Raw genomic sequence first — 9,020 nt, forward strand, 5'->3', positions numbered from 1 at the left:
AAAAACACCGGAAATCAATCGGGTCAGGATCGGTTTCCGGCATTCTCCAATACTTCAAACCCGATGGGAATCCCTGAAGCACAGGGCATCCAAGGGTTTTTCAGGGCGAACTAATGAATGTGGAGAACGAGCCCGCTCTCGTCGGCAAACATCTGAAGTTCGCGCTTCCACAGCCTGACACGCACTCCGTTCGAGCCGGGCGACGCTGGGCTGCCGCGGCAAGGGCGGAGCAAAACCAGGCCACCGCCGAGACCGTGGATCTCGACACCGGCGAGATTACTGATCCGTGATCCTCAGGCTAACCCCTGTCGGCCAGGTGGCCTGCTTTAATCCGCCCGCTGGCCGACGACAGCGCGTCATGATCTTTGATTACGCAGCAATTCTTGAAGCGCGTTCCGATCAAAATTCAGGGACGCGTCGTTCTCGCTCGCGATGAGCACCTGTTCCTTCAGCGTCAGGATGGCTTCACGCGCTGCGGGGGGGAATGATCGGCTCAACTTGCCCATTGTGTTGACCAGCCGCGTGACCACATCGACGTCGGAGCTCCCGTAGCGTGCGATCGCCGAAAAGGCGTTACATGCCAGTTCCTCGATGACGACGACTTCAGTCAGGATGCGCAACTGCCCAGTCTCGTCGTAGCGGATCGGCGATGGGAAATCCCGACCGGCCAATCGACCGAACACCTCTCCGAGCCGGTCGATGCAGTAAAGCGCGGTTGTGGGGTCGTTTAGGCCGGGCGACAAGGATCGCTGGGCCAGTTCGACAATACGCCGGATCGCGAACTCGAGGTCCTGATTGACTGACCGATCCCTGCCGAAGACGAGAACGCCACGTAGGCTGTCGACGACCCCATCCGACACTCGATCGCGGGGATATGCCGTGATCATGCATTCACCTTCGGTCACAAAACGACCGGGCGGGGTCTCGATCCGCAAGACAAGATCATGTTTGGTGGCAATCTGCATGAGAGCGTCCATACCGACATTCTGCACGTATCCGCTCGCATCGGCACTGACCCGTTCGGAGCCGGCATCAAAGTCGTTTGGGAGCCGGTGCGCAGCCGCCTCGTCCTCGCAGTGCAAGGGACCATGGCCGAGCCGTTCCGGAAAGAGTCGATCGACGGCGGCGCGCCCGTCGGCGGCCAGTTGCGCGAGCAGCATTTCGATACGGATTGAAGTGGCAATGTGGTGGATGAAATAGATAAGAACCGCGACACCAACAGCAGCGAGAACCACCGCAAATGCAACCGTCAGGTGCGGAACGAAGCTGGAGTCCGCCGTACCCCGCACCGCACGCAGAACGACCAGGCAATAGAGGAACGTCGCCACGAAAGTTCCGAGCACGATCTGGTTGCTGCGGTCGCGCATGAAGTTTTCCAGGACCCGCGGCCCGAATTGCGAGGAGGCGAGTTGCAGCGAGAGCATGGTGATGGAGAAGATCAGGCTGGCCACCGTGATCATCGAACTCGCGATGACCGACAGGGTTGCCCGGGCGCCTTCCGGTCCGAACGTATAGAGCAAGCCGAAATCGCTCACAGTCCCGACGCCAAGCCAAGTATCGACTTCGATCAGCAGGAATGACAGCCCGACCGCAACCGCGCACATCATGGCGGGAACGAACCAGAAGCTCGAGTTCAGGCGTCCCCAGATCGCGGAGACGCGTGTGATGGAAACTGACTTCGCCAAGTGTTGCTCCTTCCGATCACGGGCAGTCCGGTGCAGCGTCCGGGGCTCGCAAGATTTGTCTATTCGGCGATAACACGATTTGCGATCGTCAAGCTGGCAGCCCGCGTCGCAAGGATCGTGGCCATTGCAGCGTGCAGCCGTGTCGCCCGCGTCGGAGAGCGTCCGCGCCGCGCCCGCAGCACGACCTCGCAGATCGGTGTCGCGCGTGCCGATCCGGACTTGATCACTTGAGCACCCGCTGGATCACGGTACGCAGGCTCAAACCCTGAACGATCAGGGTGAAGATGACCACGGCATAGGTTGCCGCAAATATGGCAGATTTCTCCGCCACCTCCGGTATCGACAGCGCCAGCGTCACCGAAATGCCGCCCCGCAAACCGCCCCAGGTCAGGACGGGAATCGTTCCGCGCAGGAAGCTGCGGAACCGGCCCAGGAGCAGCACTGGCCCGCTGACGGCCGCGAGGCGGGCGACAAGCGTCAGCGGCACGGCCACGGCCATCAGCCAGCCAAAGGCAGGCTCGAAGCGCAGGACCAGGACCTCCAGTCCGATCAGCAGGAACAGGACCGAGTTCAGCGTTTCGTCGAGCAGCGTCCAGAAGCCGAACAGATAGCGCTGGGTCTCATCGCTGAACGAATCACGGGGCCCCGGGCTTCCGATCAGCAACCCGGCGACAACCACGGCCAACGGGCCGCTCATGTGCAGCCGGGCGGCAACCGCATAGGTGCCGACGACCAGCGCCAGCGAGATCAATACCTCGATGGCATAATCGTCGATCGCACGCATGGCGCGGTAGGCGACATATCCGGTGACCCCACCAAGGGCGGCGCCGCCGAGAGCTTCGAGAAGGAACATCTCGCCGATATGCAGCGGCTCGATGCTGCCTCCAGCCGCCGCCTGCACCAGTACGGCGAACAGGACCACGCCGACGCCGTCGTTGAACAAGGTCTCGCCCGTCATCAAGGTCTGAAGGTCTGACGGAACCTTGACCTCCTTCAGGGTGGCCAGGACGGCAACAGGGTCGGTCGGTCGGGCTGATCAGCGCCCCGAAAACAAGGGCCCACGGAAGCGGCATCGCGATGCCCAGACCCTTGGACGCCGCCCAGATGCCTGTTCCGATGATCGCGGTGGACAGTAGGACACCGACGGTCGCCATTGTGTCGATGGTCCATGCGCGGCTGCGCAGACTGGGGGCATCCACATGCAAAGCGCCCGCGAACAGAAGAAAAGCGAGCATGCCGTCGAGCACTGTTTCCTGGAAACCGACCTGACGAACGGGGCCGACCAGATCCTCGTAGTGCAGCAGGCCCGGCAGAACTGCCTCCGCCCCGATGATCACCAGAGAGGCTCCGAGCCCCATGACAAGGAGGCCGACGGTGTGCGGCAGCCAGGTCAGTCGATGATTGATCCAGCCCGAAAGTGGCCGTCAGCACCAACAGGATCGCGCCCAGTTCAAACGGTGACATCGCCTCTCCGTCCACAGATGCCACGACTAACCTGATGGGTTCGAAGCAGCCCTTCGCTGCGGCCCTCAACCCACTCCACGCCCTCGTCAATATCCTGTGCTTCGCAGTTTTCGAGCGCCGTCGAGACACTCAGTATCCTATCCGCGCGGTTTGCTTGGGCCATAACCACCAAGACTTCACAAACATGAACCGCCTTATCGGTGTTTTGACGACAAGCAGCAGGATGCCTATGGACAACAGGCACCAGATTGCGGCCACTTCATTTGGGTTGCTGGTCAGGAGCATGGCCAATCGTGGGCCGACCAGGAAGTGGTACACGGTCAGTCGCCAGGATCCGTACAAAAGCGGCATCAAGAATGCTGCGACGAAATAACTGGGATATGCGGTCAGGAATGATGCCCACGAATTGACAGTTATGAAGTTCAGCATGCCGTTTGTTGGCACTTCCCAAGCGATATGCCATTCTCCGGACACTGAACATAATCGCTCAGCGCACATTACCTGTCCAAGCGGACATGACCCTGCCCATTCGAACGGATAGAGCTGCAAAAGCATGATAACCGCCGAAACAAAACAGACTGCATAGACCGGCCACTGGATTTTCTCGCGAACAGCATTCGGTATGAAGTACATCGACAGCATATTTATAAAAAAGGGCTGAAACGCGATGTGAAGATAGCCCAACAGGGTGGCGATCTGGTTGGAGGGCAGCGCGCACTGGTCAATCACCGAGTAAGTGAAAGCCTGTAGAAGCTCCATCAAAGAGAAATACCCCAGCGCCATCCATAGCGGCACAGGTTCTTTCTTGTAAGCTGTGTAAGCTGTTGTCGCGAGGCCTACAGACGCTAGTGCTGCCGACGCTTCACCGCTCCAGCACATTAAGTCTCTCTCTCGATGGGGGGAATGTAGGGATTGAAATCAAGATTTCCTGCCTCCGCGTGGCGTCTGTGTGTAGCGTTGCTCAAGAACCGAAGTAAGCCACCTCTTTTCGTATCCGGTGCCTGTAAGGTTCTTGGACAAAGAACTTCTGGGAAGCCTCATTTGCACTGTACATCGTGTGCGGAGCCCGTGCACTGCCAGAGATTAAGGGGCCAACGAGCGGCAATGCGGAAGATGTTCACGGTTACGGTGATGCCATGATCCGTGAAGGAGCCCGTGTAGGGTGAAAACTCGATGTCTGGATCTTGGTCAGTGTCCGTCATGGCTCAACCATCTGCCGCAGGCCGCCAATATTATTCCGAGGGAAGCGAGGACGCTACCCGGCAAGACGCATGCGCCCTCGTAGCGTGCGTATGCGAGAGGCGCGCAACCGGCTCGCGATCGCCGCGATCGAGCACACTGATGTTTGCACGAAATTGCGTCACGTCGAGATGTGATGCCATGCGAGGGGCCTGGTGAAACGGCGATGCTGCCCCAACCCTAGTCATCGGCAAATCCCCATTTGCACGCCGGAGTAAGCTCGTGCAGCGTCAGGAACGCGTCTTCCGCAGCGGTCGTGGCGGTCATGCTGCCCAGCAGCTATCCCATCCATCCCGCGCGCTGTTGATGCTCACAGCGTCTTCACGGCGTACACCCGGCAGCTGGTCAGGCCGTACCGCGCATCGCTGGTCATCAGCGTGAGGGTGCCGCCGAGCTCGATCTGGTAGTCCAGATCATTGCTGTAGGCGGGTCTCGTTTGGATGCTTTCGCGAAATCGATTGCTGCCGACGCAGGAAAACCAGAGCCTGCCAATGGTGACAGGCGTATCGTTGGTGACGTGGAACAGGCTGTGCCCGCTGCTCCTCTGCGGCTCGAATTCGATTGAGGGGATGAACGCGGGCATTCGCCGGAAGTCCGCATGGGCCACGGTGCAGGTTGTGCGATGGAGATCATATCGGCCGGGATCATCCGGATAAACGCTGGCGATCTCGGCGCGCTGGATCTCTTCGCCGGGGGCCAGCCAATGGCCCCATGAAACCGTCTTGGTCCATGGGCGCTCCATCGGGCTGCCGTCGGCGAAGGCAACGCCCGTGGCCTCCAGCCAGTCAGGGCTGTCGTTGGCGATGGAGACGGAGACAGTGTCGCGGGAGATGGATGGGGCGATCTGCACCGGGATGTTCTCGGTCAGGTGGATGCGATCCGAAGTCGGGATTACGCGGTCAAAGATTACCTCGGATTTCCACATTGCGATCACGGCGAGAACAATCCCCACAACACCCAGCAGCCCACCCCCAAAATGGGAAAGGGCCGTTGCAAGCATGATCGTAGCGATCGCGACGACCCCATAGATGATGATCCGAACGGGCTCCACGTCCGTATAGGTGAGGAGCAGAAACGCTGCACCACCGACCAGCCCGAGAACACGGAGCTGGGCGATGGCCATAACGATGGGAAACGCCAGCACCCGCAGGACGAGGTCGGCGTTGGGGTTCAATGGCGTCGCCATTTGCGTTCGATGAACAGAATGCTGGGCTTCTCTTCCCCGAGGCACCAGCTGAGGATCACCTGGTTCGCGCCGGCTGTTCCGCGCATCGCCGTGGCCAAATGCAGCATGAAGGCTTGGCGTTGGTGGTCAGAGACCTGCGTTTGCGCGAGGGTCAGCGCCATACTGTTCACCCGCTTCGTTCTTGCGCCACACCATATGCTTGGGCGCGTAGGCCTGTCCGGCAATCTTTGCCTCCGCTACGCGCTTCTGCTCTGCCAGGGCCTCCATCACCTTGTTGCGGGTGCGCTTTACGGGATCGGCTTGGGTTGCGACCGGCTTCGCGCTGGCCAGCTTGAGTGTCTTCAAATGCGCCATGCTGTCGTGCTCCGTGACATCGTTTCGATGTCTCGGAAAAAGCTGCCAGTGGTGCCAAAGGGCAACCAGAGATTGACATCTGTCATCTTCGGTATAGCCACCATCAGCTTGATTTTTGACTCGACCCAATCGGCAGCGGCAGAACATTGATCTCCAACGCAACCGTGCGCGCTCTTGGCCGTATTTTGACGGAGGTCCGAAGATTAGAGGATCCGCGAGAATGCTTGTACAATGGCTTTGGCGTAGTCGTAATCCCAGGCGAATGCCTATGCATTTACTCCTTCCCGGCTACGTAGATCCATCCCCTGACGGCTAAAACTGTCCACTTTCCATTCACCGGCTGGAAAGACAATCCGCGGTATCTGATTGAACGATTATCCGGAGGCTTCTGCCAATGCGCACATTCCTCACGGATCGCAGTGGATCGATCGCGGTCATCACAGCGATCCTACTTCCCATCCTTGTTGGCGCATTCGGCTTCGGGGCAGAGGTGGGATATTGGCTAAGCGTTGACCGCAAGATGAGCCAGGTCGCGGATGTCACGGCTTATTCCACCGGCGCCGCTTTCCTGATGACAAGTCAGGACGCAAACATTCTTCGCAAAAATGCTTGGAATGTCGCGCAAAAGGCCGGTCTCACCTCGGCGGATGTGGAAATTTTAACCTTGCTGCCCGTCGACACGGGAGTCGATCAAATCGAGGTAACGATCAAACGCACGCTTCCGCGTTTCTTTTCGGCGATCTTCGTCCAGGAGCCCGTGCAGCTTGAGGCGAAAAGCATCGTCGCGCTTCAACTGGGGGAGCCTGCCTGTGTGCTTGCCCTCAGTCAGACGGCACCCGACGCGATAAAAAACTGGGGTTCTGCCGACAGCAGGTTTGAGAAGTGCCTTGCAGCGTCCAACTCGGAATCCGAAACGGCAATCCACGTGGGCGGCGGCTCCGTATTCAAGGCCGGATGCGTAAGCACCGTCGGCAACGTTGTCGGAATCAACCCAATTGACCTTGGATGCCCAGCGCCGAAAGTGAAACAACCGCCGACGGTTGATCCTTACAAAGACGTTCCCGTTCCAACCGCAACGCAAATTATCAGCCTACCTGAATGTAAAGAGATCTCTTCAACCGGTTCCGGCGAAAACTCGATCGCCGTTTGGTCCCCAGGCCGTTGCCGGTCGCCCGTCGACTGGAAGGCGCAGACGACTTACCTCTTCCCTGGCGTCTACGTGTTCGAAAGAGGCCTTACCCTTCAAGGCAAGGTGCTCGAGTTGCCGGAGGATCAATGGCGATCGTCCTATCCTGCTCTCGAACCCGGCGTGACACTGGTTTTTCTGGAAGGTTCGAACCTGCGGGCTAAGGGGCAGGCGTCCATCAATATAACCGCGCCGACATCAGGTCCGGGCGCCGGCTTTGCAATTTACAAAATCGGCGAGCAAAGAAAATTCGCTGGCGGCGTCGAGCTGGACCTCGCCGGCGTTCTATACGCTCCTCAGGCAGATCTGGAGTTTCTTGGATCCAGCGCCCTTGGCGGGTCGGACTGCGTGCGCCTGATTGCAAACACCATCACTTTCACAGGAAGCAATTCTTTTACCTCTGACTGTGGACCTGGCGGCGGCGCCGCCTTTGGCACTTTAGAGGGTCTGTTCGTGGGTCGGAAATTTGAGATTGTGCAGTGATCGCGCTTGGCTTTTCGATGCGAAGGCTATCTCGCACGCTAATCCTCCGTTTGTGGAGCGATCGAGCGGGAGTGGCAGCAACGGAACTGGCAATCATAATGCCGTTTCTCTGCTTCGGCCTGATTGCGATGGCTGATCTGGGACTCGCTGCGCGTGAGAGACTCGCGATGGAACACAAGCTTCGAATAGCCGTCGAAGGGTCGTTGCGGTTCGGGACCAATATTACGGAGATTGAGGAGTTTCTCGGGCGAACCAACGACTCCCAAACCGCATACAATTCGGTAGCCATCACCGAACCCGCAAACGCGACTGACGAGGAGAAAGCGGATCTAGCCAAGCCGGTTGAAATTATTGAGCTCGAAGGATGCCGGGACGGTACCGATCAATCCGAAGTAACGCTGCATCCCAAAGGCAGTGGCCACTGTCCAAATCCTGAGAAATGGATGCGGATGGTTGTGTCTCGTGTTTACCAGGGAATCATGTTCGGTGACCGGCGCTTTGAGACGAAAGCCGAAATGCAAGTTTACTAGATGAAGAATTTTCCCGCCCCTGCGCCCCGAACGATCAAATCGTTCACCTGCGATACTTCCGGTACGAGCGCCGTGGAGTTTGCAATCGTGGCAAGCCTCTTTCTCATGATATTTTTCGGCATTATCGGGTTCGGTTGGGCCTTCTGGATGAAGAACGATCTGGCACGAGCGGCCGACAAGGCGGCCCGCTATGCTTACATCCACGGGGAAAAATTGGATGAGATTAAATACGTCTTTCTGAGCTCGACTACTGCTGAAAGCGGAAACATTGTTCTCGACGTGACTGCTCATACAATCAACTCGCGCAGAATCATCAAACTTAACGCGGAAACCACTCTCCCGATCACAATCCCCTTTGCTTCGGTCTTGGAAGATATGCTCCTGAAGGAGACCCGGACAATCGAGTTGAAGCCATAGGTGTGGATTGTCGATGCTCAACGGCGCATTTGCTCTCCGAGAGCACCACATCTTGCTACTCGGTTGGTTGTCATTTCGAGCACTCCACATGCCTGACTGCATCAATCATCGACATCAGAAGACAGGTTCGCGGCCAGCGCCCCTGCTGTCGGACGACAAAACACCTTGGGGTAGTCGTCACCTTTGAGGAGCCTGGACCGAGCGGCTGACACCATTCCATCTCTCATGCATCCCGAGAAACCTATGCTGGGCTGGGTGAGGGGTAGCCAGTGGACCGCAGTGGCTTGTTGACATTTGCTCACCGGGGTCGAGCTTAGGCAGATGGCAATCGTCGCAATGAAATGCATAAGGCTTCCAATCTTTTGTGTGCCTCCGGCGTGAGCCGCCTTGCGAACTTTGGATGAGATCGTTGTTTTTGCGGCGTGGTGTGGTGACCACGGTGCAAGCAATGAGGATATCCACGTGACCTACCATCG

Annotated in this window: 10 protein-coding genes and 1 pseudogene; 4 read left to right on the forward strand and 7 right to left on the reverse strand. The window is 58.2% G+C overall.

The window, feature by feature from the left end; genetic code table 11:
* Positions 1-113 precede the first annotated feature (113 nt).
* Complete coding sequence (locus VQ042_RS23600) at positions 114-290, forward strand: hypothetical protein (RefSeq protein WP_331822726.1); 177 nt, start codon at positions 114-116, stop codon at positions 288-290.
* Between the two features lie 66 nt (positions 291-356).
* Here the strand turns inward: VQ042_RS23600 and VQ042_RS23605 are convergent, their stop codons facing one another.
* The 7 genes and pseudogenes from VQ042_RS23605 to VQ042_RS23635 all read right to left on the reverse strand — a co-directional run bounded on the left by VQ042_RS23605 (position 357) and on the right by VQ042_RS23635 (position 5,928).
* Positions 357-1,685: a DUF2254 domain-containing protein gene (locus VQ042_RS23605; RefSeq protein WP_331822727.1), complete on the reverse strand. Its 1,329-nt coding sequence runs from the start codon at positions 1,683-1,685 to the stop codon at positions 357-359.
* Between the two features lie 223 nt (positions 1,686-1,908).
* Complete coding sequence (locus VQ042_RS23610; protein WP_442880202.1) at positions 1,909-2,643, reverse strand: cation:proton antiporter; 735 nt, start codon at positions 2,641-2,643, stop codon at positions 1,909-1,911.
* 124 nt (positions 2,644-2,767) lie between these two features.
* Positions 2,768-3,043, reverse strand: a pseudogene (locus VQ042_RS23615) (cation:proton antiporter domain-containing protein); the annotation flags it as partial.
* Between the two features lie 235 nt (positions 3,044-3,278).
* Positions 3,279-3,944, reverse strand: coding sequence for a DUF5765 domain-containing protein (locus VQ042_RS23620; RefSeq protein ID WP_331822728.1), 666 nt, complete (start codon positions 3,942-3,944; stop codon positions 3,279-3,281).
* 754 nt (positions 3,945-4,698) lie between these two features.
* The gene (locus VQ042_RS23625; protein ID WP_331822729.1) at positions 4,699-5,562 is read right to left on the reverse strand and encodes a hypothetical protein; all 864 of its coding nucleotides are present in this window, start codon (positions 5,560-5,562) and stop codon (positions 4,699-4,701) included.
* Entirely contained in the window at positions 5,559-5,735 is a 177-nt protein-coding gene (locus VQ042_RS23630) for a hypothetical protein (RefSeq protein WP_331822730.1), read from the reverse strand. The genes VQ042_RS23625 and VQ042_RS23630 overlap by 4 nt, the downstream gene beginning before the upstream one ends.
* On the reverse strand, positions 5,701-5,928 hold the full coding sequence (locus tag VQ042_RS23635; RefSeq protein ID WP_331822732.1) for a hypothetical protein: 228 nt from the start codon (positions 5,926-5,928) through the stop codon (positions 5,701-5,703). Before VQ042_RS23635 ends, VQ042_RS23630 begins: the two co-directional genes overlap by 35 nt.
* Positions 5,929-6,322: 394 nt before the next feature.
* Between VQ042_RS23635 and VQ042_RS23640 the strand changes: the two genes are divergently transcribed.
* From VQ042_RS23640 to VQ042_RS23650, 3 genes are all read left to right on the forward strand, one after another.
* Positions 6,323-7,597, forward strand: coding sequence for a TadE/TadG family type IV pilus assembly protein (locus tag VQ042_RS23640; RefSeq protein WP_331822733.1), 1,275 nt, complete (start codon positions 6,323-6,325; stop codon positions 7,595-7,597).
* Between the two features lie 71 nt (positions 7,598-7,668).
* Positions 7,669-8,127, forward strand: coding sequence for a hypothetical protein (locus tag VQ042_RS23645; RefSeq protein WP_331822734.1), 459 nt, complete (start codon positions 7,669-7,671; stop codon positions 8,125-8,127).
* The gene (locus tag VQ042_RS23650; RefSeq protein ID WP_331822735.1) at positions 8,128-8,544 is read left to right on the forward strand and encodes a TadE/TadG family type IV pilus assembly protein; all 417 of its coding nucleotides are present in this window, start codon (positions 8,128-8,130) and stop codon (positions 8,542-8,544) included.
* Positions 8,545-9,020 lie beyond the last annotated feature (476 nt).

This window comes from Aurantimonas sp. A2-1-M11, assembly GCF_036549475.1.
Taxonomy (GTDB): Bacteria; Pseudomonadota; Alphaproteobacteria; order Rhizobiales; family Rhizobiaceae; genus Aurantimonas.

What these genes read in the sequence shown, in the direction of transcription:
- VQ042_RS23600 (WP_331822726.1), top strand. Translation starts at nt 114, where the DNA reads ATGAATGTGGAGAACGAGCCCGCTCTCGTCGGCAAACATCTGAAGTTC.
- VQ042_RS23610 (WP_442880202.1), bottom strand. Translation starts at nt 2,643, where the DNA reads ATGACGGGCGAGACCTTGTTCAACGACGGCGTCGGCGTGGTCCTGTTC.
- VQ042_RS23630 (WP_331822730.1), bottom strand. Translation starts at nt 5,735, where the DNA reads ATGGCGCTGACCCTCGCGCAAACGCAGGTCTCTGACCACCAACGCCAA.
- VQ042_RS23635 (WP_331822732.1), bottom strand. Translation starts at nt 5,928, where the DNA reads ATGGCGCATTTGAAGACACTCAAGCTGGCCAGCGCGAAGCCGGTCGCA.
- VQ042_RS23640 (WP_331822733.1), top strand. Translation starts at nt 6,323, where the DNA reads ATGCGCACATTCCTCACGGATCGCAGTGGATCGATCGCGGTCATCACA.
- VQ042_RS23650 (WP_331822735.1), top strand. Translation starts at nt 8,128, where the DNA reads ATGAAGAATTTTCCCGCCCCTGCGCCCCGAACGATCAAATCGTTCACC.